Annotated in this window: 18 protein-coding genes; 4 read left to right on the top strand and 14 right to left on the bottom strand. The window is 69.1% G+C overall.

From position 1 onward, the window contains the following. From AC1DYP_RS00755 to AC1DYP_RS00735, 5 genes are all read right to left on the bottom strand, one after another. Positions 1-467, bottom strand: a 467-nt coding sequence (locus AC1DYP_RS00755; protein WP_477044698.1) for a TonB-dependent receptor plug domain-containing protein, incomplete at its 3' end; no start/stop codon positions are given. A 403-nt stretch (positions 468-870) separates the two neighbouring features. Next, positions 871-2376 (bottom strand): tryptophan halogenase family protein, encoded by a 1506-nt coding sequence (locus AC1DYP_RS00750; RefSeq protein ID WP_477044697.1) that lies wholly within the window; start codon positions 2374-2376, stop codon positions 871-873. Continuing rightward, positions 2373-3908 carry a tryptophan halogenase family protein gene (locus AC1DYP_RS00745; RefSeq protein ID WP_477044696.1) on the bottom strand — a complete coding sequence of 512 codons (1536 nt, stop codon included), beginning with the start codon at positions 3906-3908 and terminating at the stop codon, positions 2373-2375. Before AC1DYP_RS00745 ends, AC1DYP_RS00750 begins: the two co-directional genes overlap by 4 nt. Further along, positions 3905-5356, bottom strand: a complete 1452-nt coding sequence (locus tag AC1DYP_RS00740; RefSeq protein WP_477044695.1) for a tryptophan halogenase family protein — start codon at positions 5354-5356, stop codon at positions 3905-3907. The genes AC1DYP_RS00745 and AC1DYP_RS00740 overlap by 4 nt, the downstream gene beginning before the upstream one ends. Next, the gene (locus AC1DYP_RS00735; RefSeq protein ID WP_477044694.1) at positions 5353-6885 is read right to left on the bottom strand and encodes a tryptophan halogenase family protein; all 1533 of its coding nucleotides are present in this window, start codon (positions 6883-6885) and stop codon (positions 5353-5355) included. The genes AC1DYP_RS00740 and AC1DYP_RS00735 overlap by 4 nt, the downstream gene beginning before the upstream one ends. A 347-nt stretch (positions 6886-7232) precedes the next feature. Between AC1DYP_RS00735 and AC1DYP_RS00730 the strand changes: the two genes are divergently transcribed. From AC1DYP_RS00730 to AC1DYP_RS00715, 4 genes are all read left to right on the top strand, one after another. After that, positions 7233-10475 (top strand): TonB-dependent receptor, encoded by a 3243-nt coding sequence (locus AC1DYP_RS00730; RefSeq protein ID WP_477044693.1) that lies wholly within the window; start codon positions 7233-7235, stop codon positions 10473-10475. Positions 10476-10656: 181 nt separating this feature from the next. After that, a complete protein-coding gene (locus AC1DYP_RS00725; protein WP_477044692.1) occupies positions 10657-11778 on the top strand; it encodes an endo-1,4-beta-xylanase in 1122 nt (373 codons plus the stop codon). Then, complete coding sequence (locus tag AC1DYP_RS00720) at positions 11775-13148, top strand: alpha/beta hydrolase family protein (RefSeq protein WP_477044691.1); 1374 nt, start codon at positions 11775-11777, stop codon at positions 13146-13148. Before AC1DYP_RS00725 ends, AC1DYP_RS00720 begins: the two co-directional genes overlap by 4 nt. A gap of 20 nt (positions 13149-13168) precedes the next feature. Then, the gene (locus AC1DYP_RS00715) at positions 13169-14179 is read left to right on the top strand and encodes a cupin-like domain-containing protein (protein WP_477044690.1); all 1011 of its coding nucleotides are present in this window, start codon (positions 13169-13171) and stop codon (positions 14177-14179) included. Positions 14180-14188: 9 nt separating this feature from the next. On the opposite strand, the gene tpiA is transcribed toward AC1DYP_RS00715, so the two are convergent. From tpiA to AC1DYP_RS00670, 9 genes are all read right to left on the bottom strand, one after another. Then, entirely contained in the window at positions 14189-14944 is a 756-nt protein-coding gene (gene tpiA, locus AC1DYP_RS00710) for a triose-phosphate isomerase (protein WP_477044689.1), read from the bottom strand. 66 nt (positions 14945-15010) lie between these two features. Continuing rightward, positions 15011-16861: a phosphoenolpyruvate carboxykinase (GTP) gene (locus tag AC1DYP_RS00705; protein ID WP_477044688.1), complete on the bottom strand. Its 1851-nt coding sequence runs from the start codon at positions 16859-16861 to the stop codon at positions 15011-15013. A gap of 291 nt (positions 16862-17152) precedes the next feature. Continuing rightward, positions 17153-17752 (bottom strand): flavin reductase family protein, encoded by a 600-nt coding sequence (locus tag AC1DYP_RS00700; protein WP_477044687.1) that lies wholly within the window; start codon positions 17750-17752, stop codon positions 17153-17155. Between the two features lie 3 nt (positions 17753-17755). Then, the gene (locus AC1DYP_RS00695; protein ID WP_477044686.1) at positions 17756-18850 is read right to left on the bottom strand and encodes an LLM class flavin-dependent oxidoreductase; all 1095 of its coding nucleotides are present in this window, start codon (positions 18848-18850) and stop codon (positions 17756-17758) included. Between the two features lie 92 nt (positions 18851-18942). Further along, the gene (locus AC1DYP_RS00690) at positions 18943-19584 is read right to left on the bottom strand and encodes a glutathione S-transferase family protein (RefSeq protein ID WP_477044685.1); all 642 of its coding nucleotides are present in this window, start codon (positions 19582-19584) and stop codon (positions 18943-18945) included. A 7-nt stretch (positions 19585-19591) separates the two neighbouring features. Next, positions 19592-21169 carry a rhodanese-like domain-containing protein gene (locus tag AC1DYP_RS00685; protein WP_477044684.1) on the bottom strand — a complete coding sequence of 526 codons (1578 nt, stop codon included), beginning with the start codon at positions 21167-21169 and terminating at the stop codon, positions 19592-19594. Further along, positions 21166-21789 (bottom strand): cysteine dioxygenase family protein, encoded by a 624-nt coding sequence (locus tag AC1DYP_RS00680; RefSeq protein WP_477044683.1) that lies wholly within the window; start codon positions 21787-21789, stop codon positions 21166-21168. Before AC1DYP_RS00680 ends, AC1DYP_RS00685 begins: the two co-directional genes overlap by 4 nt. Before the next feature lie 16 nt (positions 21790-21805). Then, positions 21806-22609 carry an ABC transporter ATP-binding protein gene (locus AC1DYP_RS00675; RefSeq protein WP_477044682.1) on the bottom strand — a complete coding sequence of 268 codons (804 nt, stop codon included), beginning with the start codon at positions 22607-22609 and terminating at the stop codon, positions 21806-21808. Then, positions 22606-23415 carry an ABC transporter permease gene (locus tag AC1DYP_RS00670; protein WP_477044681.1) on the bottom strand — a complete coding sequence of 270 codons (810 nt, stop codon included), beginning with the start codon at positions 23413-23415 and terminating at the stop codon, positions 22606-22608. Before AC1DYP_RS00670 ends, AC1DYP_RS00675 begins: the two co-directional genes overlap by 4 nt. Positions 23416-23525 lie beyond the last annotated feature (110 nt).

Raw genomic sequence — 23525 nt, 5'->3', positions numbered from 1 at the left:
GTGAACAGGTCGGTCGGGAAGAAGCTGAGGTCGACCGAGCGGTCGGTGCCTTGCGCGTCGGTCGGGCCCGACGAGGCGACCGCGATCGAGGCGCCGTTCAGCGTGACGTTGGTGAAGTTCGAGCCCAGGCCGCGGATGGCGACATTCGTCCCCTCGCCCGTGATGTCGCGGGTGATGGTGATGCCGGGAATGCGGTTGAACGACTCGGCGATGTTGGAGTCGGGGAACTTGCCGATGTCTTCGGCGAAGATCGTGTCGGCGAAGCTGGTCGACTCGCGCTTGGCGACCGTCGACTGCGCCAAGCTGCGACGATAGCCAGTGACGACCACTTCTTCGACCGTATCGGAGGCCGTCGTCGCGGCGGGCGCGGCTTGCTGGGCGAAGGCCGGCGCGGCGGCCAGGCCGGTCAGGCAGCTGGCGCCGATCAGCGCCAGGCGGAGGGCGCGCGAATGAAACGAGTGGACCATGTTTCTCCCCTAATGATCTCAGTGCTCTGTGCACTTGTTGTTCTGACCGCTCCCGGCTCCCCCCTTCGGTCGTCCGCGTTTCGGCGGCGAGCAAGGTAGTCATGGTAGCGGTCACAGGCGTTGATCGTTACGAGGTAAGGCCTCGTAAGTCAACGAGGTCATACCTCTTGGGAAACCAACGTCCGACCATTTGCGGCGGGGTGTTGCCGAGCGAACACCCAATGAAACGTCAACGTCGCCTGAAAATCCGTAAATATCAGACAAAGGTGCGTGCGCCATCGGTCTTACAACGACGGTTCGCCCTTGGCCGTTCTTGGAAATTGAACCTGCGTGCAAACGAACGGTTCGCGCCGCGCGACCGGAGCAAAGACCAGATGTCTGACAGAAGAATCGGGATGCGGACTTAGACGGCGGCGCAGTTGTCGGCGATGAAAGTCATGTGGTCGGGCATGACTTGCGCCGACTTGGCGATGACGCCGCGGATGTTGTCCATCCTGGCGCGCAGGTCGTGGTCTGACATCACGTCGGCCATCGGATCGTGGCCGCGCGGTTCGATCCCCTGGCCGATCATCACCGCGAACCAGCTGGTGTCGTTGAACAATTCCTCGTTCTCGCGGAACACCCGGCCATAGCTCCTGAACACCGCCATCTTGTCGGCCAGGTAGTCCGGAATCGGCATCGTCCGCAGATAGTCCCAGTAGGGGGTGTCGCTGCGCTGGGTGGCGTGGAAGTGCAGGATGAGGAAGTCGCGGATCTTCTCGTACTCGAACTGCATCACGCGGTTGTAGCGGTCGATGTCGGGCTGCTCGAACCGCCGGTCGGGGAACATGGCCAGCAGGCGCGAGACGCCGACCTGGATCAGGTGGATGCTCTGGCTTTCCAGCGGCTCCATGAAGCCGGCCGACAGGCCGATGGCCACGACGTTCTTGTTCCAGCTCTTCAGCCGTCGACCGGCCTTGAAGCGCAGGGTGAAGGGATCGCGCAGCGGCGCGCCGTCAATATTGGCCAGCAGGTAGGCCGTCGCCTCGTCCTCGCTGATATGCTCGCTGGAATAGGCGTAGCCGTTGCCCAGGCGGTGCTGCAGCGGGATGCGCCATTGCCAGCCGGCGGGACGGGCGGTGGCGCGGGTCACCGGCTGGCGCGAACCGGCCAGTTCGCACGGCACGGCAACGGCGCGGTCGTTGAGCAGCCATTGCGACCAGTCCTCGAAGCCGGTCTTCAGGGTCTGCTCGATCAGCAGGCCCCGGAACCCCGAGCAGTCGATGAACAGGTCGCCCTCCAGCCGCTCGCCGCTCTGCAAGGTCACGGCTTCGACGAAGCCGTCCTCGGCGCGCTGGTGGACCTCGACGATCTTGCCTTCCTGGCGACGCACCCCGCGCTCCTCGGCGTAGCCGCGCAGGAACTGGGCGTAGAGGCCGGCGTCGATGTGATAGGCGTGGGAAAGCGCGCCCAAGGGCGAGTTGAGCTGGCCATTGGCCCGCATGAACTTGCTCTGCGCCGAGGCCAGGGCCTGCAGCGAGTACTCGGTCAGGTCGGCGGCCTCGCCCATGGCCTTCAGCCGCAGCCAGTAGGCGTGGAACGACACGCCCTCCATGTCGAGGCCATACGGACCGAACGGGTGGTAATAGCTGTGGCCGATCTGCTTCCAGTCGACGAAATCGATCGCCAGCTTGAAGGTCGCCTTGGTGCGGCGGACGAACTCGTTCTCGTCCAACCCCAGCATGCGGTTGAAGATGTTGATCTGCGGGATCGTCGACTCGCCGACGCCCACCGTGCCGATCTCCTCGGACTCCACCACGGTCACCTGGGTGTGGCCGTCCTTGAGGAAACGGCCCAGCGCCGCCGCCGTCATCCAGCCGGCCGTGCCGCCGCCGACGATGACGATCTTGCGCAGGCGTTGGTCGGTCATGCTGGCCTCAATACGGAAGGAGTGGCGGCGTCGCAGTAGCGGGCGATGAAGGTCTGGTGGCTGGGCATGGCCTGGGCGGTCTGGCCGATCAGGGCCGACATCCGTTGCAGGCGTTGGACGAGGGCGGCTTCCGGCAGGCTGTCGACCAGGGCGTCGTACTGGCGCGGCACGATCCCCTGGCCCAGGAGGACCGCGATCCAGCTGGGTTCGGCGAACAGGTCGTAGTCGGACTGGAACAGCCGGCCGCGCCCAGCGAACAGGTCGATCTTGCGGGCCAGGCTGTCGGGAATCTCCATGGTCCGCACGTAGTCCCAGTAAGGCGTGTCCGACCGCTCGGTGGCCTTGAAGTGCAGGATGATGAAGTCGCGGACCAGCTCGACCTGCTGGGCGGTCAGGCGATTGTATTCGTCGATCTCCAGCGGATCGAAGCCCTTGTCCGGGAACAGGGCCAGCAGCTTGGTGATCCCCGCCTGGATCAGATGGATGCTGGTGCTCTCCAGCGGTTCCAGGAAGCCGGACGACAGGCCGATGGCGACGCAGTTCTTGATCCAGGCCTGCTCGCGGCGGCCGGCCTGGAAGCGCAGGAAGTTCGGATCGGCCCGGGTCGGTCCGTCCAGTCCCGCCATTAGGCTGGCCAGGGCCTCGTCGTCGCCGATATGGGCGCTGGAATAGACGTAGCCGTTGCCGGTGCGGTGCTGCAGCGGGATGCGCCAGCGCCAACCGGCCTTGTCGGCCGTGGCGCGGGTGTAGGGCGTCAGGCCGTCGCCGCCGGTGTCGCAGGGGATGGCCACGGCCCGGTCGTTGGGCAGCCAGCGGCTCCAGTCGATGTAGCGACCGCCCAGGGTCTGGCCGATCAGCAGGGCGCGGAAGCCCGTGCAGTCGATGAACAGGTCGGCCTCGAACGTGCGGCCGTCCTCCAGGGTGACCGACTGGATGAAGCCGTCCTCGCCGCGCAGGGCGACGTCGGCGACCTTGCCCTCGATCCGCGTCGCGCCCCGCGCCTCGGCGAAGCCGCGCAGGAACCTGGCGTAGAGCCCGGCGTCGAAATGGAAGGCGTATTTCAGGCTCGACAGCACCTTGGCCGGATCGGGATCGGGCAGGGCGAAACGGTTCTGGCGCGCGGCGACGGCCGCCAGGTTGAAGTCCTCGATCGGCCCGACCTGGTCGCGGACCTTGCGCCAGACCTGGTGGAACTTGATGGCCTCGATATCCAGGCCGAAGCTTCCGAACGGGTGGATGTAGCGGTCGCCCAGGCGCGTCCAGTCGCGGAACTCGATGCCCAGCTTGAAGGTCGCGCGGGTGGCTCGCATGAACTCGCGCTCGTCGATGCCCAGCATGCCGTTGAAGGTCAGGATGGGCGGGATGGTGGCCTCGCCGACCCCGACCGTGCCGATCTGCTCGGACTCGATCAGCACCACCTCGACCCGACCGCCCAGCACCTTGGACAGGGCCGCCGCGGTCATCCAGCCGGCCGTGCCGCCGCCCAGGACCAGGACCTTGCGAATGGGGGCGCCAATGGGAGTGGCGTTCATGGGCGGTCTTTCAGCGCTTCGGCGTGGAGCGGCATGGTCTGGGCGGCCTGGCGGATCACCTCGCGCAGCCGGGCCAGGGTCGCGTCGGCCTGGTCGGCGGGCAGGCGGTCGGCCAGCCGGTCGTGGCGGCGCGGCGTGATCCCATGGCCGAGGAACGCCCCGACCCAGGCGCCTTCGATGAAGGTCTCCTCGTCGTACAGCACCACGCGGCCCCGGCTTTCGAACTGGGCCTGCTTGTAGGCCAGGGCCGGGGAGGGCGGCGTTCGCCGGGCCCGGACCCACAGCGGGTCGGTCCGCGTAGCGACGACATAGCGGAGAACGGCCATGTCGCGGGCCCGGTCCTGTTCCTCGGCCATCAGGCGGTTGTATTCCGTCGCCGCCAGGGGCGAGCCGTCGGCGCTCGGCAGCAGGGCCATTAGTCGGCCGACGCCGCTCTGGATCGCCTGGGCGTCGTCGCCGTTCAGCGGCTCCAGCTGAGCCGCCGCCGGGCCGACGGCCAGGCAGTTGCCCGACCAGACCCGCTCGCGACGGCCGTTGCGCAGGGGGACGATCGTCGCCTCGCCGCCCAGGATCTCGCGGGCTTCGTCGTCCGAGGTCTGACCACTGTCATAGGCCAGGGTCACCGCGTCTCCGCCGCGCAGGGGAACGCGCCGCAGCCAACCCTCGGCGATCGCCTCGAACTCGGTCAGGGGCGCCGGGTTGGGACGAGGATCGATCTCGCGCAGGGCGAGGCGGTCGCAGGCCAGGCCGTCCGAGCCGTCGATCCAGCCGCCGCCGGCCATGGCGCCGATCAGCCGGCCGTCCGGCGTGGCGTCGATGAACAGATCGGCGGCCACCCGCTCGCCGTCGGCCAGCACCACGACGGCGATCCGGCCGTCCGGCGCCAGGGCGACCTCGGCGATCTCGCCGGCGCGGCGGTCCACGCGGTTCGCGGTCGAACCTAGGACCGCGACATAGCCGGCCGCGTCCAGGTGCAGGCCATAGGACAGGGTCGACAGCACCGACCGCGGATCCTCGCTGGGCGGCGCGAACCGGCCCATCCGCCCTGCCACGGCGGCCAGGCTGTAGTCCTCGTAGCGACCGACATCGCCCCGCTCGCGGGCGCGCAGCCAGTGGTGGTGGAAGGCCACGCCGTCGAGATTGGCCCCGGCGTCGCTGAAACCCTCGACATGGTCCTGGTCGGATGGGGCCCAGCCGCTGTAGCGCGCGCCCAGTTTGAAGGTCCCGCGCGCGGCGCGCATCAGGGCGGCCTCGTCCACGCCCAGCAGGCCGTGGAAGGCGCGCAGGGCGGGCAGGGTGGACAGGGCGCCGCGCGGCGCGGCGCTCTGGGTCTCGATCACCCGGATCGCGCAATCGGCGGGCAGGACCCGCGCCAGGGCGCAGGCGGTCGTCCAGCCGGCGACCCCGCCGCCCAGGATGGCGACGCTGCTCAGGGGGGCGGAGGTCATGCGGCCTCCCCAGACGTGCTTGTGGGCGCCGCGGCGCAGAACCGGGCGATCCAGTCGGCATGGCTGGGCATGGCCCGCGCCGTGTCGGCGATGGACTCGCGGATCGCCTTCAGGCGCTGGGCCAGGGCGGCGTCGGGCACGCTGTTGCTGACCGGGTCGTAGGCCCGCGGCACGACGTTCTGGCCCAGATAGACCGCCAGCCAGCTGGGCTCGAGGAAGAAGCCGTCCTTGTACTTCACGACCACGCCGCGATCGCGGAACAGGTCCATCTTGTAGGCCAGGCTGTCGGGGATGCTCATCGTGCGGCGCTCGTTCCAGAACGGCGCGTCGGTGCGCTGGGTGGCGTGGTAGTGCAGCACCAGGAAGTCGCGGATCCGCTCGAACTCCAGGTCCATGACGCGATTGTATTCGTCCTGGTCGGCCTGGGCGCAGGACCGGTCGGGGAACAGCTCCAGCAGGGTGGTGACCGCCACCTGGATCAGGTGGATGCTGGTGCTCTCCAACGGCTCCAGGAAGCCGGACGACAAGCCCACGGCCACGCAGTTCTTGAGCCACTGCTTCCTGCGCCGCCCGGTGACGAACCGCAGGAACCGCGGCTCGGCCTGGGCCTTGCCCTCCAACCCGGCCAGCAGGGCGGCGGCGGCCTCGTCGTCGCTGATGTGGCCGCTGCAATAGACGTAGCCGTTGCCGACCCGGTGCTGCAGCGGGATGCGCCAGCGCCAGCCGGCCTTGTCGGCCGTGGCGCGGGTGTAGGGCGCCGACGGCTCGACCGTGTCGCACGGCACCGCGGCGGCCCGGTCGCAGGGCAGCCAACGCGTCCAGTCCTCGTAGCCGGCCTTCAGGGATTGCTCGATCAGCAGGCCCCGGAACCCCGAGCAGTCGATGAACAGGTCGGCCTCGATGCGCTCGCCGCTCTCCATCGTGATCGCCTCGATGAAGCCGTCGGCGCCGCGCAGGGCGACGTCGGCCACCTTGCCTTCGGTGCGGATCACGCCGCGCGCCTCGGCATAGGCGCGCAGGTATTGGGCGTAGAGGCCGGCGTCGAACTGGTAGGCGTAGGAATAGGTCGAGGCCAGCGCGCGCGGATCAGGGGAGGGCGGGGCGAACTTGCCCGCTCGCGCCGCCATGATCGGCAGGGAATAGGCTTCCAGCGGCGTGGGGTCGCCGCCCTGATGGGCCCGCAGCCAATGATGGTGAAACCCCACGCCGCCGATCGCCGCGCCATAGGCCCCGAACGGGTGGATGTAGCTGTCGCCCAGCTTGCCCCAGTTTCGGAACTCGATGCCCAGCTTGTAGGTCGCCTGGGTCTTGCGCATGAAATCGGCCTCGTCGAGGCCCAGGGCGGCGTTGAAATGGCGGATATGGGGCACGGTCGCCTCGCCGACGCCGACGGTGCCGATCTCGGCCGATTCCACCAGGCGGATGGCGATGGGCAGTCCGGCGAGCTTGGCCGAAAGGGCCGCCGCGGTCATCCAGCCGGCGGTGCCGCCGCCGACGATTAGAATACTACGAATGGCCTGTCCCACCATGCGTTCCCCCTCTTGCGACCGTACTCCGCCTTCTATGGGCGGTCATCCTGCGTAGCCCGTCGCCCCGGAGATCGTCGAGCGCGATTGGTCAGACGACGCACTTTCCCTCTTGCGGGGGGAAGCGCTGTCAGCCCTCTGATTTTGTCCGGTCCAACCTCGAGATTTTGTCCTGATTGTTATGACAAAACAGAAAGTTGGATAGGCCGATTTCTTTTCGAATAACTAAGGTACCGCTACCTTGACGTCCACGGACTTTGCCATATGATCTGGCCATAATGGTCGATTCAATTGACCAATGGTAGCGGTAACGCGTTGCCATCAAAGAATAACTGGGGAGGCAGACGAAAATGGACGATGTCCAACGTGCGACCGCATGCGCGGGTGCGACTTCAACTTCAAAACTCAAGTACGGCGTGTCGGCCCTGGCGCTCGGCGCGATGCTCATCGCCGCGCCGGCCCTGGCTCAGACCAAGGCCGATGAAGCGCAGACGGTGGACGAGGTGGTGGTCACCAGCATCCGTCAGAGCCTGAAGAGCTCGCAGCAGCTCAAGCAAAGCTCCGAGATCATCGGCGACTCGATCACCGCCGAGGACATCGGCGCCCTGCCGGACCGCTCGGTGACCGAGGCGCTGCAGCGCATCCCGGGCGTGGCGATCAACCGCTTCGCCGCCGGTGTCGACCCCGACCACTTCTCGACCGAAGGCAGCGGCGTCGTCGTGCGCGGCTTGAACTTCGTCCGTTCGGAACTGAACGGCCGCGACACCTTCTCGGCCAACAACGGCCGCGCCCTGAGCTTCGCGGACGTACCGTCCGAGCTGATGGGCGGCGTGGACGTGTTCAAGAGCCCTTCGGCCGACATGATCGAAGGCGGCATCTCGGGCACGGTCAACCTGCGCACCCGCCTGCCGTTCGACAGCACCAAGCGGCTGCTCTCGCTGTCGGCCGAAGCCAGCTACGGCGACTTCGTCAAGCGTTGGGCCCCGACCTACACGGCTCTTTACAGCGATCAGTGGGACACCGAGGCCGGTACGTTCGGCCTGCTGCTGAGCGGCGTCAGCTCCAAGCTGTTCACCCGCGCCGACGGCACCCAGGTGTCGAACTTCGGCTGCCGCACCGACTTCACCAGCGCCCAGACCGCCAATCCGCAAGCCGTGAACTGCCCGCAAGGCGGCAAGGGCGTGTGGTTCCCGCGCGGCGCGGCCTTCCGCAGCACCGAGACCGAGCGCGAGCGCACGGGCTACGCGGCGGCCGGCCAATGGCGCAGCAACGACGACACCATGCTGGCCACCTTCCAGTACCTGCGCTCGGAATCGAGGCAGCAATGGAACGAGCACGCGATGGAAATCGCCACGGACAACGTCCAGGCGGCAGGCGACTCGCGTCCGATCGACGGCACCACCTTCGGCGTCGACAGCCAGGGCATCTTCACCAACGGCGTCATCACCGGTCCGCAGGGCTGGCGCGACGACCAGAACAGCGCCACCGATCCGCGCACGCCCAACTTCGGCCTGCAAAGCAACAACATCAGCCGCAGCGTCGACCAGAAGTACGTCACGTCCGACTACGGCTTCAATTTCAAGTGGACGCCGAATGAGCGCGTGGGCGTGTCGTTCGACTACCAGCATGTCGACTCGACGGTCGACAACCTGGACGTCGGCGTCTGGGCCTCGACCTTCCAGAACCTTGACCTGAAGCTCAACGGTTCGGACATGCCGGTCTTCACCTTCCTCCCGCCGTCCAGCGGCGCGGGCGTGCCGACCTGCGCGCCGCCCAGCGGCAGCTGCCCGACCTATTTCCGCGGCAATCACAACAGCTTCCAGGACCCGTACAACAGCTTCTGGCGCTCGGCGATGGATCACATCGAGCAGAGCGAGGGCAAGGAAGACGCCGCCAAGATCGATATCGACTATCGCTTCGCCGAGAACAGCTGGCTGGACTCGGCCCGGGTCGGCGTCCGCTGGGCCGAACGCGATCAGACCACGCGTTTCTCGACCTATAACTGGGGCGTGCTGAGCGAAATCTGGGGCGGTGGCGGCCCGGTCTGGTTCGACGACCAGGTCAACGGCAACCCGACCACGCCGGGCGGTTCCAACAGCGTCGCCCAGACCGAGCTCTATCCGTTCACCGACTTCATGCGCGGTCAAGTCCCGGTTCCGACCGGCCTCGACGCTCGCCCGTTCTACAACGGCAACGCGGCCAAGGATTACGCCGCGATGTCGGCCTTCGGTCTGGCGATCGGCGACGAGTGGCGCCCGCGGCTGGTCGACGGCTGTCCGCAGAACTGGGTTCCTCTGGCCCAGCGCTGCAACACCGTCGCCGGAACACCCTTCACGCCGGGCGAGATCAATCCGATCAACGAGAAGACCAAGTCGGCCTACGCCATGCTGCGCTTCAAGCATGAGTTCGACGGCGATGTGCGGGTCACCGGCAATGTCGGCCTGCGCTATACGCGTACAACGCGGGACGCGACGGGTTTCCTGACGTTCCCGAACGCCATCCAGCCGACGGACGCCTCCTGCCAGGAACAGATCGACGACTACAACGCCTTGCCTCAGCCCCAGCCGCCGTTCGTGCCTTCGGCGTTCTGCGGCCTCTCGCCGACGACTCGTCAAGCCGTGCGCAACTTCACGAACGGCGCCACGATCCCGCAAAGCGCCCACGCCAAGTTCGAGTACTGGCTGCCCAGCTTGAACGTGAAGGTGGCGTTGTCCGACGGCTGGCAGTTGCGCTTCGGCGCTTCGAAGACGATCACCCCGCCTGAAATGGGCCTGACGCGCAACTACTACGACGTCAAGCTGGACACCAACGCGACGGGCATCATCAACGGCGTGGTCGGCGGCAACACCACCGTCGGCAACCCGTATCTGAAGCCCACGCAGTCGATCAACATCGACGGTTCGGCGGAATGGTACTTCGCCCCGGTCGGCTCGGTGACGTTCGCCCTGTTCTGGAAAGAACTGACCGATGTGGCCACCAACACCACCGCGCGGGTCCCGTTCACCAACAACGGCTCGACGTTCAACGTCCTGGTGACCACGCCCGGGAACTCGGATCAGAAGGCCCACGTCAAGGGCTTCGAGATCGCCTACCAGCAGTTCTACGACTTCCTGCCCAAACCCTTCGACGGGTTTGGCATCAACGCCAACTACAGCTACATCGACAGCAAGGGCGTGCCGCAAAGCACGCTGTCGGCCACCGACCCCGACGTCGGCGCCGGCCGTGTCTCGACGGTCGACACCAGCCTGCTGCCGCTGCAGGGCCTGTCCAAGCACAACGCCAACTTCGCGGCCATCTACGAGAAGGGCAAGATCTCGGCCCGTCTGGCCTACAACTGGCGTTCGGACTTCCTGCTGACGGTCCGCGACGTGATCGTGCCCTACGCACCGATCATGAACGAGGCCACCGGCCAACTGGACGGTTCGCTGTTCTACACCGTCAACGACAAGGTGAAGATCGGCGTGCAGGGCGTGAACCTGACCAACGAGGTCACCAAGACCACCCAGGTCCTGAACAACGATCTGCTCAAGGCTGGACGGTCGTGGTTCATGAACGACCGGCGCTACACCTTCGTGCTGCGCGCCAGCTTCTAGATCCCAAGGCGCCCCGGTCGGACATTGTCCGGCCGGGGCGTTCTGGGCGCATACCCTTCACCCTCTGCGGGGCGAGGGCTTCTACCCCAAACTCGCCGCCCAACGTTCCGACGTTGGGCGGCGTTCTTGAGAGGGCTTCATCGTGGCGTTCCGTTCTTCTCCCTTCTCCCGACGTGATCTCATGGGGTTAGGGGGCGCCGCGGCCGCCGCCAGCGCGCTTCCAGGCCTGGCCAGGGCGGCCGGACCGTCGCTCGCCGCCCTGGCCAAGGCCAAGGGCGTGCAGTTCGGCAGCGCGGTGGGCGCGGGCGAGGCCGGTTCGCTGACCGGTTCGCTGGAGGACCCCGGCTATCGTCAGGTGCTGATCGACGAGTGCGGCGTGCTGGTCCCCGAGAACGAGCTGAAGTGGTACGTCCTGCGGCCCGACGCCAAGACCTTCGCCTTCGAGCGAGCCGACCGCATCGCCGCCTTCGCCAAGGCCCACGACATCGCCCTGCGCGGCCACACCCTGCTGTGGCACCATCCGCGGTGGTTCCCCGGCTGGCTGAACGCCCATGACTTCGGCAAGGGACCCGCCGCCGCGAAGAACGCCCAGGCCATGCTGGTCGATCACATCCAGAAGGTCGTGGCCCACTATCCGCAGATCGCCTCCTGGGACGTGGTCAACGAGACGATCGATCCCAAGGACGGCTCGATCCGCCGCACCGTCTTCTCCGACGCCATGGGCCAGGAACAGACCCTGGACCTGGCGTTCCACACCGCCCGCGCCGCCGCGCCCAAGGCCCGGCTGGTCTATAACGACTACATGGGCTGGGAGGCCGGCAACGAGGCGCACCGCGCCGGTGTGTTGAAGCTGCTGGAGGGCTTCCGCAAGCGTGGCGCGCCGGTCGACGCCCTGGGCGTCCAGAGCCACCTCGGCACCGAGGATCCCGCCACGCCTGGCAGCCTTGGCGGGCCCCAGGAAAAGCAATGGCGGGCCTTCATCGATGAGGCGACCGGCATGGGCTACGACCTGCTGATCACCGAATTCGACGTCAACGATCGCGACCTGCCCGGCGACGTCGCGGCCCGCGACGCGGCGGGGGCGGCGGTCGCCAAGGCCTATCTCGACCTGATGCTGGACTACCGCCAGACCAAGGAGGTGCTCGCCTGGGGCATGGTCGACAAATATTCCTGGCTGCAGAACTTCACGCCCCGCAAGGACGGCCTGCCCAAGCGCGCGACGCTGTATGACGACGCCTACAAGCCCAAGCCGATGCGCGAGGCGGTGGCGGCGGCGTTCCAGGCGGCGCCGGTGCGGGCGTGAAACGCTGGGCGCCCCAGCGAATAAAGGGGGCGCTGATCGGCGCGGCGTTGGTGGCGTTCGCCGGCGGTCTCGCCCACGCCCAGACGACGCCCGCGCCGACCGGCCTGACCGCCGAGCAGGACCACCGGTTGATGCTCGACCGCCTGGGGATCAAGTCCCTGCGGCCGGGCGTCGACGGCTACAATTCCGCCGCGCCCAACTTCGTCAACCAGGACGAGGCCAAGGCCGGCCCCTTCAGCCTGCTGCCCGATCCGCTGGCGTTCGCGGACGGTCGTCCGGTCGCCACGCCCGACGACTGGTGGAAGCGCCGTCGGCCTGAACTGGTCGAGCTGTTCTCGCGCGAGGAGCACGGCCGCGTGCCCAGGCGCACGCCGGCGGTCCGCTGGCGGGTGGTCAGCGAGAAGCACGACGTCCGAAATGGCGTCGCGGTGTTTGAACGGCGGCTGGCCGGGGATCTCGACAACCGCGCCTATCCCGCCGTCTCGGTCAGCCTGGACCTGCTGCTGGTGACGCCGGAGGGCAGGGGCAGGCGGCCGCTGATCCTGGAGTTCGGCTTTCCCGACGGCGCGCCCTGGATGAAGGGGCGACCCGCGCAGCCCGGACCCGCCCTCCCTGAAGCAGATTGGCGCGACCTGGTCCTGGCCCGGGGCTGGGGCTATGCGATCCTCGACCCGACCAGCGTCCAGCCCGACAACGGCGCGGGGCTGAGCCGGGGCGTCATCGGCCTGGTCAATCACGGCCGCCCGCGCGCGCCGGACGACTGGGGCGCTCTGCGGGCCTGGGCCTGGGGCGCGAGCCGGGTGCTGGACTTCCTGGCGACCGACCCGGCCGTCGACGACCGCCGCGTGGCGATCGAGGGGCTGTCGCGCTACGGCAAGGCGGCCCTGGTGACCATGGCCTACGACCAGCGTTTCGCGGCCGGGCTGGTCGCCTCGTCCGGCGAGGGCGGGGCCAAGCTGCATCGGCGCAAGCGCGGCGAGCAGTTGGAAAACCTGGCGGCCAGCGGCGAGTACCACTGGATGGCCGGCAACTTCCTGCGTTACGCCGGGCCGCTGACCGTCGACGACCTGCCGGTCGACGCCCACGAATTGATCGCCCTCTGTGCGCCCCGGCCGCTGTTCATCAGCGTCGGCAACGACCAGGCCGACGGCTGGGTGGACTCGCGCGGCATGTTCATGGCCGCCGTCGCCGCCGGTCCGGTCTATCGGCTGCTGGGCGCGCGCGACCTGGGCGTCACGGCCTTTCCGAAGCCGCTGACCCTGGTGGCCGACGGCGAGCTGGCGTTCCGGCAGCATGAGGGCGGCCACACGCCCGGCCCGAACTGGCCCTACTTCCTCGACTTCGCTTCGCGCTATCTTGAGCGTCCTTAGCAGTTCAGTCTGAGCGTCGCATGAGCCTGTCCTTTCCGCCCCTCGAAGAGCGTTCGAACGTCACGCGGGAAATCCTGCGGACCGAGATCGTCCCGGCCTACCGGCCCGTGGTGCTGCGCGGCTTCGCGGCGGACTGGCCGGCGGCCCGGGCCGGCCTTGAAGGGGCGGAGGCCGCCGCCGCCTACATCAAGGGCTTCGACAAGGGCGCGCCGGTCGAGGCCTTCGTCGGTCCGCCGGAAATCGGCGGCCGCTTCTTCTACAGCGACGCCGAGCGGGCGGTGAACTTCGAGCGGCGGCCGGGCGAGATCTCGGCCATCCTCGACGACATCCTGGCTCTGGGCGCCGAGGCCCGGCCGCCGTCGGTCTATGTCGGCTCGGCCCCGACCGCGCAGGTGCTGCCCGGCTTCGCCGAGGCCAACAGCCACGATCTGCTGGCCGTGCCGGTCGAGCCGCGCATCTGGTTCGGCAACGCGGTGCGGGTGCAGACCCACTACGACATGGCCGACAACATCGCCGTTGTCGTGGCAGGGCGCCGGCGCTTCACGCTGTTCCCGCCCGAGCAGACGGCCAACCTCTATGTCGGGCCGCTGGACTTCACCCTGGCCGGTCAGCCAATCAGCATGGTCCAGCTGGAGGCGCCCGACCTGGACCGCTATCCGCGCTTCGCCGAGGCGGCCAAACATGGTCTGACCGCCGAGCTCGGACCGGGCGACGCGATCTACATCCCGACCGCCTGGTGGCACCACGTCCAGTCGCTCGACAGCCTGAACGTGCTGGTGAACTACTGGTGGCGCGATCTGCCGCCCGAGGCCGGCTCGCCGTTCGAGGTGCTGATCCACGGCCTGCTGGCGGTGCGCCACCTGCCCAAGCCGCAGCGCGACGCCTGGCGGGCGATCTTCGACCACTACCTGTTCGAGGCGAACGGCGATCCCGCCGCTCACCTGCCGGAGGAGCGCAAAGGCGTGCTGGGGCCGCTGACGCCCCGCCTGGCGCAGAACATCCGCGGCTTCCTCAAGCGGACCTTCGGCTAGGACCCACGATCAGGCGTGGGCGATGATCGGCAGGAAGGTCTCGGCCGTCAGGCTGGCCCCGCCGACCAGCACCCCGTCGACGTTCGGCGTCGCCAGGATCTCGGCGGCGTTGGCCGGGGTGACCGAGCCGCCGTACAGCAGCCGCACGCGGTCGCCGGCCGGGCCCAGGACGGCGCGGCAGGTCTCTCGCAGCACCGCGTGCATGGCCGCGATGTCGTCGCCCGTAGCCGAGCGACCGGTGCCGATCGCCCAGATCGGCTCGTAGGCCACCGACAGCCACTCGCCGTCGGCGCCGGCCGGCAGGCAGTTCTCCAACTGGGCGCGAACCACCGTCTCGGCCTGGCCGGCTTCGCGGACGTCCAGCGCTTCGCCGACGCAGAGGATCACCGACAGGCCGTGCCGGCGCGCGGCCTCGACCTTGTCGCGCACCTCGGCGTCGCTCTCCTGGCGGCCCGCCCGGCACTCGCTGTGACCGACGATCGTGAAGGCCGCGCCGGCGTCCTTGACCATCGGCGCCGACAGGCAGCCGGTGTGCGCGCCCTTGTCGGCGGCGTGGATGTCCTGCGCGCCGACGCTCATGGCGCCGGCGGCCTGCCAGGCGGCGGTGATCAGGGTCGCGGGCACCGCCACCCCGACGTCGACGGCCGGCGTCTGGCGCGCCGCCGCGTCGATGGCGCCCAGGACGGGCAGGGCGGCCAGGTTGCCGTGCATCTTCCAGTTGCCGACCACGAACTTCCGGGCGGGCTTATCCATAGCGACGTGCATTCGGTCTCCATGCGCCGGTCCAGTCCGGCGCTTGCGTCATTGAAAGGGGGAGGGAGGGGCCGATGATCAGGCCTGCTCCAGCACCTTGGCGGGATGGTCGAGGCGAGCCAGTCGCGCGCCCAGGGCGGCCAGCTGTTCCCACAGGGCCGGCGGCAGACGCGCGCCGAACTTGTCGTAGGCCTCGGGGATCAGGGCCGCTTCGGCGCGCCAGATCTCCGGATCGACGGTCAGCAGCAGATCCAGCTGGGCGTCGGTCAGGTCCAGGCCCGTCAGGTCCAGGCCGTCGCGCGTGGGCAGGCGGCCGATCGGGCTGTCGACGGCTTCGGCCTCGCCCTCCAGGCGGTCGACGATCCACTTCAGCACGCGGCTGTTCTCGCCATAGCCCGGCCAGACGAACTTGCCGCGCTCGTCCTTGCGGAACCAGTTGACGAAATAGATGCGGGGCAGCTTGGCCGGATCGGCCGAGGCGCCGACCTTCAGCCAGTGATTGAAGTAGTCGCCCATGTTGTAGCCGCAGAACGGCAGCATGGCGAAGGGATCGCGGCGCAGCTCGCCGATGCTGTTCTCGGCCGCCGCCGTGCCTTCCGAGGCGACGTTGGAGGCCAGGAAGACCCCGTGCTCCCAGTCGAAGGCCTCGGTGACCAGCGGCACGGCCGAGGCGCGGCGGCCGCCGAACAGGATGGCCGAGATCGGCACGCCGGCCGGGTCTTCCCACTCGTCAGCGATGACGGGGCATTGGCCGGCCGGCACGGCGAAGCGGGCGTTGGGATGGGCGGCGGGCTCGCCGGACGCGGGCGACCAGGCGCGGCCCTTCCAGTCGGTCAAGCCCTCGGGCGGGGTGTCGGTCAGGCCTTCCCACCAGACGTCGCCGTCGGCGGTCAGGGCCACGTTGGTGTAGACGCAGTTGGAGTGCAGGGTGTCGACCGCGTTGCGGTTGGTCTTCACGCCCGTGCCCGGCGCCACGCCGAAGAAGCCGGCCTCCGGGTTGATCGCGTATAGCCGGCCGTCGGCGCCGAACCGCATCCAGCAGATGTCGTCGCCGATCGTCTCGGCCTTCCAGCCCGGCAGGGTGGGCTGCAGCATGGCCATGTTGGTCTTGCCGCAGGCGCTGGGGAAGGCGGCGGCCACGTAGCGCACCTTGCCGGCGGGCGAGGTCAGCTTGAGGATCAGCATGTGCTCGGCCAGCCAGCCCTCGTCGCGGGCCATCACCGAGGCGATGCGCAGAGCGTAGCACTTCTTGCCCAGCAGGGCGTTGCCGCCGTAGCCCGAGCCATAGGACCAGATCTCGCGGCTTTCGGGGAAGTGGACGATGTACTTGTCGTCGTTGCACGGCCAGGCGACGTCGGCCTGACCCTCGGCCAGCGGCGCGCCCAGGGTGTGCAGGGCCGGCACGAAGAAGCCGTCCTCGCCCAGGGCGTCCAGCGCCGCCTGCCCCATGCGGGTCATCACCCGCATCGAGACGGCGACATAGGCGCTGTCGGTGATCTCCACGCCCAGGGCGCTGATGGGCGAGCCCACTGGGCCCATCGAGAACGGCACGACATACATCGTCCGTCCCCGCATGCAGCCGTCGAACAGACCGTTCAGCAGGCCGCGCATCTCGTCCGGATCGCGCCAGTTGTTGGTCGGCCCGGCGTCGGCCTGGTCCATCGAGCAGATGAAGGTGCGGCTCTCGACCCGGGCGACGTCGCGCGGGTCCGAAGCGGCGTGGAACGAGTTGGGGCGGAGGTCGGGATTGAGGCGCTTCAGCGTGCCCAGGGCGACCAGTTCGTCGGTCAGGGCCGTCCATTCCGCGTCGGAGCCGTCGCACCAATGAATGGCCTTCGGCTTGGTCAGCGCGGCGACCTCGTCCACCCAGGCCAATAGACGCGCGTGTTTCGTCGGGGGCGCGTTGGCGCCCAGCCCTTGGTTCTGCATTTCACGTCCTGCTGCAAGTTGGCGAAACTATTGCTCGCCTTGGCGCGCACCATAACGCGACGAACCGGTGGGAAAAGGCCAATGTTTTCAATGACAACGTTGTCGTTGAAAATCGGGGCGCGAGTTGCTCCGCAAGCGGCATGTTTTCGCGCGCGGCGCCTGATTATGAGGAAGTCGATCCAGGCAAGGCGACGCTTCAAAGCCGCCAGATCGCCCGCCGCGCCGGGGCGGACACGAATCGACCGCACGGAGTGGGCTCCGCGCGGTCTCGGGTCGGTCGAGTTGGTGCGGCTAAGACGCCAGGCGCTGGAACGCCCTGGCGTAGGCGACCAGGGGTTGGCCCGGCGCGGTTCGCACGGCGTGGGCCGTGACGATGAACACCGTGTGGCTGCCGGCGTCGGTCGCCTGGTCAATCCGGCAGGTCGCGACCGAAAGTCCGGCCTGGTAGGTGGGCGGCGCATCGTCGGTCAGCCGCCAGGAGCTTGGATGAAACCGCTCGTGGCTCAGGCTTGAGGACGAGAAGCGCAGGGCCTCGGCTTCGCAGCCTTCCGCCAGCACCGCGACGCTGCAGTGGCCGGCCCGGACCAGGGCGTCATGACTGGAGGCTTCCTTGCGGACGCAGAACAGGAAGCGCGGCGGATCGACCGACAGGCCGGTGATCGAACTGACCAGCAGGCCGCGCGGCGCGCCTTCATCCCAGCACGAGATGATCGCCACGCCGCTGGCCAGCCGGGCCAGGGCGTCCTTGAACGCCTCCGGATCGATCGGCGGATCGACCCGGGGCGTGTGCACGGCGTAGGGCGGCTCGGCGCCGGAGGAGGCGTCCACCGGCCAGCCTTCGACTGGCCAGGCCGCATCGCCCAGCCAGCGCGGATCGGCGTCGAAGGCCATGCCCTAGCTCGCCGCGGCGGCCGGGTTGGCGTCGCGCTGGGCGACCAGCTCGCGGACCAGCGGGATCAGGTCGCGGCCGTAGGCGACGGCGTCGTCCAGCGGGACGAAGCCGCGGATCAGGAAGGTCGTGACGCCCAGGTCGTAATAGTCGAGCAGGGCCTCGGCCACTTGCTGGGGCGTGCCGACCAGGCCGGTGGAGTTGCCCGCCGCGCCGGTGACGGCGGCGACGCCGGTCCACAGGCGCTTGTCCAGGCGCGTACCCTGCTTGGCCGCGTCGAGCAGGCGCTGCGAGCCGGCGTTCGGAGGCGTGTGCCCCGAGGTCGGCAGGCCTGCCTTCTCGCGCAGGGCCTTGGCCTGGGCGACGATGTCGTCGGCCTTGGCCCACGCGGCCTCTTCGGTCTCGGCGATCACCGGTCGCAGCGACAGCGAGAACTTCACCTGGCGGCCGTGCTTGGCGGCGGCGTGGCGCACCCGGGCGATGGTCTCGGCGACCTGGGCCTGGGTCTCGCCCCACAGGGCGAAGATGTCGGCGTGCTTGCCGGCCACCGGGATGGCCGCGTCGGACGAGCCGCCGAAATAGACCGGGATCTGCGGCTTCTGATGGGGCTTCACCCCGCCGAACGCCTGGACGACGTTGTAGTAGTCGCCCTTGTAGTCGAACGGCTTTTCGCTGGTCCATTCCTGGCGGACGATGTCGAGATACTCGCTGGTGCGGGCGTAGCGTTCGTCCTTGGTCAGGTGGTCGCCGTCCTTGGCCAATTCGTCGTCCGAGCCGCCGGTGATGATGTGCACGGCCACCCGGCCGCCGGTGAACTGGTCCAGCGTCGCCAGCTGGCGCGCCGCGACGGTGGGGGCGGTGAAGCCGGGACGATGGGCGATCATGAAGCCCAGACGCTTGGTCACCGAGGCGGCGTGGGCCACGACCAGCTGGCTTTCCGGCGAGGTCGAGCCGAAGGCGACCAGGGCGCGGTCGAAGCCGCCTTCATCGTGAGCGGTGGCGATGGCCTCGACATAGTCGCGATCGATCACCGGACCTTGGGCGGGGTGGATCTCGGACTGATGCTGAGTGCCGATGATGCCGATGAATTCGACGGGCATGGGGAGGCTCCGATCTTGGGTTCGGGGAAATCTAGAGATGAGGGCGGGTTAGAAAAGCGAGGCTTTCTCAAGGGTTTGATCAGGCTGTCTCATCAGGCGGCGACCTTCGGGGCCGTCTCCTTGCGAAGGGCGCGGCGGACCGACGGACGGGCCAGGGCGCGGGCGGCCTTGGCGCTCCAGGCCGGATAGGCCGAGGTGTCGATCCGCCGTCGCTCGGCCCAGCGCCAGATCACCAGGGCGTAGGCGTCGACGGCGCTGAAATCCTCGCCCAGCAGCCAGGGGCCGGGTCCCTGGGCCAGACGCTCGATGTCGGTCAGGGTGCGGTGGAAGCGGGCCTCGCCGGGCGTGGCCAGGGCGGCCTTGATCCCGTCGTCGTCGGCGAAGCGCTCGGGCCGGGCGATCTGCGAGAAGGCCACGTGCACGGTGCTGGCGAACCAGCTCATCACCTCGTAGGCGTGGGCCAGCTTCAGCGGGTCGGCCAGGGGCAGCAGTCCGCCGTGCGGATAGGCGTGGGCCAGATAGGTCAGGATGGCCAGCACCTCGGTGACCGGCTCGCCGTCGACCGCCAGGGTCGGCACCCGGCCGCGCGGATTGACCCGCAGATAGGCCGGCTGGCGCTGCTCGCCGGCCGCCAGGTCGACGGGGTGGACGTCGTAGGCGACGCCCAGCTCCTCCAGCGCGATCAGTGGCGCGAAGGCCGAGGAGCCGGGGGCGAAGTAGAGTTTCAGCGACATGGCGGCCTCAGATCACGAAGAAGCCGTGCGAGCCGTCGCGGGCCAGCTGGTCGACCAGGCCGAACTCCCAGTCCAGATAGGCCTGCATGGCCTCGGCGGCGTTGTCGGTGCCCTCGTACGGGCGCTTGTAGACGTCCTCCGGATCGGAGGCGGCGCGCACCAGGCCGGCGTCCAGCCGGCGGCCGGTCTTGGCCCAGGCCTCGGTGCCGCCGTCGAGGACCCGCACCGGGTGGTCGGAGATCTCCTCGACCTCGGCCGCCGCCAGCCGCGCCAGGCGGCCGTCGGGCGAGGTCAGGACGATCGGCAGGCCCTCGGGGATGCGCTCGAACGCCTCGGCCAGGCGAGCGCGGATCGTGAACCAGGCGCCGGGCACGTGGCCCTTGCGATGGACGGGGCTGGGGGCGAGGTCCAGCACCACCACGGTGCCGTCGCCCAGCGCCACGGCCAGGTCCTCGGGGCTGATGGTCTCGACGGTGGGGATCGGCGGCAGGCTCGGCCGCCAGGCGCCGGTCTCCAGCTCGCCGTCGAAGCCGCCGTCCAGCACGTAGACGTCCCAGCCCAGCTGGGCCAGCCATGAGGCGCTCATGTCGGCGCGCGGACCCAGGTCGTCGGCCAGCACGATGCGGCCGCCGCGCACGGGCGCGAAGACGTCGGTCTCCTGCACCAGTTGCCCGCCGGGCGCCGAGCGGAAGCCGGGCAGGTGGCTGGCGGCGTATTCCTCGGGCGTGCGCACGTCGAAGCGGTAGAGGGTGCGCTTGCGGTCCTGGGCGAGGTCCGCCAGGCCCTCGGCGTCGATCCGCCGGACGCCGGCGCGGTAGGCCACGTCGCGGGCCTTGGCGCGGGCCTCGTCCAGGGTCTGGTCCGAGACGGCCGGGAAGCGGCGGCTCTGGCCGTGCTCCAACTGCTGCTGGGCCAGGGTCCAGCCGATGGTGCCGTTGCGCAGGGCGAAGACCGGATTGGGCACGCCGGCGTTCAGCAGCGACTGGGCGCCGATCAGGCTGCGGGTGCGGCCGGCGCAGTTGACGATGATGGTGGTCGCTGGATCGGGAGCCAGTTCGCGAGCCCGGAGCACCAACTCGGCGCCAGGGGTGCTGATCCCGCTAGGGATGCTCATCACCGCGTATTCCTCGAACCGGCGGGCGTCGAGGATCACCTGGTCGGCCTTGGCGTCGATCCGCGCCTGGACTTCCTGGGCGGGTAGGGAAGGCGTGTGCCGCCGCGCCTCGACCAGTTCGCCGAACGCCTTGCTGTAGGAATTGACGTCCTGGAACAGCTCGTAGCCGGCGTCCTTCCAGCCTTGGAGCCCACCAGCAAGCGCTCGAATTTGCGTGTAACCCAGGGCCGCCAAGCGTTTGCCGGCCGGCGAGACCAGGCCCTCGCCGTTGTCGTACAGCACGATCTTGGCGTCCTTGCGCGGGACCCGATCCAGGATTTCCAACTCCAGCCGGCTGAGCGGCAACTGCGAGGCGAACAGTGGGTGGGCGCGGGCGAAGGGGTCTTCCTCGCGCAGGTCCAGCAGGGCGATCTCGCGGCGGGCGATCCAGTCCTGGCGGACTTCGCGGGGCGTGACGGTGAGCAGGGTCATGCGGAAATCTCGGCCAGCACGGGTTTGGAGCGATCCCAAAGATTGGGCAGGGTGGTGTTGGCGTAGCCGGAGACGAACCGCTTGGGCCGGCCGGCGGCGTCGTAGGTCGAGCGTTCCACGGCGCCGATATTGGCCCCGTAGACATGGATGCTGATCGAGACGCGGTCGTCGAAGGCGTTGGTCACCTGGTGCACGTCGCCGACCGTGGGCGAGACCGCCTCGACCTCGCCGCGCGCCAGCCGGTGGACGGGACCTACGGCGCCGAAGGCCTCGCCGCGCCGGGCGAAGCGCTGCGACAGCTCGGCCCCGCGCAGCACGCCGACCAGGCCCCAGACAGTGTGGTCATGGACCGGCGTCGCCTGGCCCGGACCCCAGACGAAGCTGACGACGCTGAACCGCTCGCGGCTGTCGCAATGCAGCAGGTACTGCTGGTAGCGGGTCGGATCGGGTTGGGCGTAGGCGTCGGGCAGCCAGTCGTCGCGGGCGATCAGCCCGGCCAGCAGCCGCCCGCCCTCGGCGAGGATCAGGTCCTCGCCATCCGTCTGGTCGACCAGGTTCCCAAGCGCGCCGACGAAATCGGCCAGCTTGTGAAGCCTGGGGGTAGGGCGGTGGGCGCTCATCGGATCACCGCGCGGCTCACAGAACGACCTCGCCGTGCGGGAAGGCGACCAGGGCGGGGGCCGGCGTCGGCTGCGGGGCGGGGGCCTCGACGCCCAGGCGGGCCAGCAGCCGGCGGCGGACGGCGTGGAAGCGGGCGTCGGGCTGGCGGGGGCGCTCCAGGGCGATCCGCTCCTCGACGGCGATCTTGCCCTTGTCCAGCACCAGCACGCGGTCGGCCAGGGCGATGGCCTCGTCGACGTCGTGGGTGACCAGCAGCACCGAGGGCTTGTGCTCGCGCCACAGCGACAGCACCAGGTCGTGCATCTTCAGCCGGGTCAGGGCGTCCAGGGCGGCGAACGGTTCGTCCAGCAGCAGCAGGGCCGGCTCGCGGACCAGGGCGCGGGCCAGGGCGGTGCGCTGGGCCTCGCCGCCGGACAGGGTGGAGGGCCAGGCGTCAAGGCGATGGCCCAGGCCAACTTCCTTCAGGGCGGCCTCGGCGCGGCTCCGGACATCGCCGCCGGAGAGGCCCAGGGCGACGTTGCGCCAGACCTTCTTCCAGGGCAGCAGGCGGGCGTCCTGGAACACCACGGCGCGGGCGGCGGGCGTGGTCACGTCCTGGCCGCCGATCGGGTCCAGGCCCGCCAGGGTGCGCAGCAGGGTGGTCTTGCCCGAGCCGCTGGCTCCCAGCAGGGCGACGAACTCGCCGGGCGCGATGGTCAGGTCCAGGCCATCGATGACCACGTTGTCGCCGAACCGGCGGGTGAAGCCGCTCAGCCGTACGGTGGGGGTTTCCGGCGCGGTGTCCGGAACGGCGCGAATGCGGGGCTGGGCCATGATCATTGCTCCACGAGGCTGGGGCGCCACGCCAGCGCCTTGCGCTCCAGCGTGCGGACGAGGGCGTCGGCGGCGAGGCCGAGCAGGGCGTAGACGAGCAGGCAGACGACGATGATGTCGGTGCGCATGAAGTCGCGGGCGTTGTTGATCAGGTGACCCAGGCCGGCCTGGGCGTTGATCTGCTCTGCGACCACCAGGATCAGCAGGCTGATGCCCAGGGCGTAGCGCAGGCCGACGAAGAACGAGGGCAGGGCGCCGGGCAGGATCACCTCGCGCACCAGCGCCCAGCCGGAAAGGCCGAAGCTGCGCGCGGCCTCGACCAGGCGCACGTCTACGCCCCGGATGCCGGCGAACAGGTTCAGGTACAGCGGGAAGGTCGCCGCCACAGCGATCAGGGTGATCTTCGGCGTCTCGCCGATGCCGAACCAGACGATGAACAGCGGCGTGAGGGCCAGCGACGGGATCGTGCGCTTGATCTGCATCAGCGGGTCGACCAGCGTCTCGCCCCAGCGCGACAGGCCCGAGACCAGGCCCAGGGTCACGGCCACCGTCAGGGCGATCGCCAGGCCGGCGGCGGCGCGACCCAGCGACACCAGCAGGTTGGACGGCAGCTCTCCGGAGACGGTCAGCGCCCAGAAGGTCTCGGCCACGGCCGAAGGCGCGGCCAGCACCCTGTCGGGGATCAGGCCCGCCCGCGAGCCGGCTTCCCACAGCAGCAGCAGCGCCACGGGCGACAGCCAGCGGGCGTGCGACAGCCGCGGCCAGCGCCACGACTGGGCTTGAGAATTTCTAAGGGTGATCGCCAAAGACATGAGGGTGCGTCGTCCCGTGAACCGTTGCGGCGCGAACGCCAATGCTCCACAGAGAAAGGCGTTGAAACCCTACTGGATCAATAGACTTATCCTGAGGGGGCATATCAGAC

It is taken from the genome of Caulobacter sp. P1_D6 (genome assembly GCF_056406095.1).
This window is presented reverse-complemented; position numbering and strand designations above follow the sequence as displayed.

What these genes read in the sequence shown, in the direction of transcription:
- AC1DYP_RS00740 (WP_477044695.1), bottom strand. Translation starts at nt 5,356, where the DNA reads ATGACCTCCGCCCCCCTGAGCAGCGTCGCCATCCTGGGCGGCGGGGTC.
- AC1DYP_RS00730 (WP_477044693.1), top strand. Translation starts at nt 7,233, where the DNA reads ATGGACGATGTCCAACGTGCGACCGCATGCGCGGGTGCGACTTCAACT.
- AC1DYP_RS00725 (WP_477044692.1), top strand. Translation starts at nt 10,657, where the DNA reads ATGGGGTTAGGGGGCGCCGCGGCCGCCGCCAGCGCGCTTCCAGGCCTG.
- AC1DYP_RS00690 (WP_477044685.1), bottom strand. Translation starts at nt 19,584, where the DNA reads ATGTCGCTGAAACTCTACTTCGCCCCCGGCTCCTCGGCCTTCGCGCCA.
- AC1DYP_RS00715 (WP_477044690.1), top strand. Translation starts at nt 13,169, where the DNA reads ATGAGCCTGTCCTTTCCGCCCCTCGAAGAGCGTTCGAACGTCACGCGG.
- AC1DYP_RS00750 (WP_477044697.1), bottom strand. Translation starts at nt 2,376, where the DNA reads ATGACCGACCAACGCCTGCGCAAGATCGTCATCGTCGGCGGCGGCACG.
- AC1DYP_RS00670 (WP_477044681.1), bottom strand. Translation starts at nt 23,415, where the DNA reads ATGTCTTTGGCGATCACCCTTAGAAATTCTCAAGCCCAGTCGTGGCGC.
- AC1DYP_RS00685 (WP_477044684.1), bottom strand. Translation starts at nt 21,169, where the DNA reads ATGACCCTGCTCACCGTCACGCCCCGCGAAGTCCGCCAGGACTGGATC.
- AC1DYP_RS00675 (WP_477044682.1), bottom strand. Translation starts at nt 22,609, where the DNA reads ATGATCATGGCCCAGCCCCGCATTCGCGCCGTTCCGGACACCGCGCCG.
- AC1DYP_RS00700 (WP_477044687.1), bottom strand. Translation starts at nt 17,752, where the DNA reads ATGGCCTTCGACGCCGATCCGCGCTGGCTGGGCGATGCGGCCTGGCCA.
- tpiA (WP_477044689.1), bottom strand. Translation starts at nt 14,944, where the DNA reads ATGCACGTCGCTATGGATAAGCCCGCCCGGAAGTTCGTGGTCGGCAAC.
- AC1DYP_RS00705 (WP_477044688.1), bottom strand. Translation starts at nt 16,861, where the DNA reads ATGCAGAACCAAGGGCTGGGCGCCAACGCGCCCCCGACGAAACACGCG.
- AC1DYP_RS00745 (WP_477044696.1), bottom strand. Translation starts at nt 3,908, where the DNA reads ATGAACGCCACTCCCATTGGCGCCCCCATTCGCAAGGTCCTGGTCCTG.
- AC1DYP_RS00680 (WP_477044683.1), bottom strand. Translation starts at nt 21,789, where the DNA reads ATGAGCGCCCACCGCCCTACCCCCAGGCTTCACAAGCTGGCCGATTTC.
- AC1DYP_RS00695 (WP_477044686.1), bottom strand. Translation starts at nt 18,850, where the DNA reads ATGCCCGTCGAATTCATCGGCATCATCGGCACTCAGCATCAGTCCGAG.
- AC1DYP_RS00735 (WP_477044694.1), bottom strand. Translation starts at nt 6,885, where the DNA reads ATGGTGGGACAGGCCATTCGTAGTATTCTAATCGTCGGCGGCGGCACC.